Here is a 1,380-nt window from a genome sequence, read left to right as displayed (position 1 = left end):
AAACGGGGAGCTAAAGACAGCGCTTGTTCTGGGCAAGTTTGAACGCAAATGCCGCATTGAACACATTGCTTTTCTATAAAAGAAAGTTTGGGTTCATCTAAGTTATCTAGCAATGCTCCTTCAGGGCAACTGCCCACACATGACATGCAAAGCGTGCAGGCATCCTTATTAATATTGATGCCACCCAAGAAGGAAGATTTTGGTAAAGCAGCCCCACCAGCAGGAAGTGGTGTTTTAGCTTGCTTTTGCAAATGCTCCAAAACCATTTCAATAGTTTCACGCTTCTGGTTACCCAAACCAAAACTAGCAGGCGAACAAATTGCTGGCAAAGAACCGCGTTGACGCAGCTTGCCCATTGCAGCAGATACAGGCTGCAAGTCTTCTATCGAGTCAAGTTGAATCAGCGAGAATCTAGCGTCAAATCCATAAGCAGCCAAAATTGCATTACCCAAATCGGCTTGGGTTTCTAGTGCGGCGCGATAAGCTGGATCTTCATCACCCGTGAGCAGCAGAATGACTTCAGCAAAACCATAGCTAAGCGCACCAAGCCATAGATCTAAACCAGTGGAGGCGATATGCTCAACTCCGTAAGGCAATACATAAGATGGCAATGCCTCAAATTGCTTTGGTCTTAAATGCGCTAAGCGTCCAAGGGAATCTAAAGCTTGAGTTCCTACCTTGAGCGAATGCAACAGCAAAGCAGGCGCTTGCGATTGTTTTACCTTAGCACTCTCTGCAGCAAATACATTAGCAAGCGTTTTAATCTCTTTACCTTGATGGGTCACACTTGGATAGTTGTAGCGCATCGCACCCGATGGACATACAGTTGAACAAGCACCACAACCCATACATAAATTCGGATTGACTTCTACCGTGCCCTGCCCGCTTTTGAATAAGGAAGAAATAGCGCCTGTTGAACACACATCGATACAAGCACTGCAACCTACTTTGCCATTGCGCCCGTGAGCACAAATCTTTTCGTTATAAGCAAAGTATTTTGGCTTTTCAAACTCGCCAACTAAACCTAATAATTCGTTTGCCACCAAGGCTTGCTCAAGCGGATCTTTTCCAGGGGCAAAGTAGCCTTGTGGAGTTTGACTCATGCGCATCTGAGGATCAGCGCGTAGATCCATAATCAAATCAAATTCAGCATTACGTTGACGCTCTGCGCGATCAAAATTAATGGCACCAATACCAGCGCAGGCTGTGACGCAAGCGCGATGGGATTTGCATTTATCTAGATCAATCTGAAACGAATCATCAATGGCACCTTCTGGACAAACCTCAACGCAAGCTCCGCAGCGTGTGCACATCTCTGGATCGATTGGATTTTGCAAATTCCAGTCGACTGAAAATTTACCTAAATATCCATCCAGCTTA

At 45.5% G+C, this 1,380-nt stretch carries 1 protein-coding gene; it reads right to left on the bottom strand.

Annotated features, from left to right (window positions below):
- Positions 1 to 1,380, bottom strand: a 1,380-nt coding sequence (locus tag B7X71_RS16915) for a 4Fe-4S binding protein (RefSeq protein ID WP_293601597.1), incomplete at both ends; no start/stop codon positions are given.

This window comes from Polynucleobacter sp. 39-46-10, from assembly GCF_002282275.1.
The sequence above is the reverse complement of the archived record's forward strand: the minus strand, read 5'-3'. Positions and strand labels throughout refer to the sequence as shown.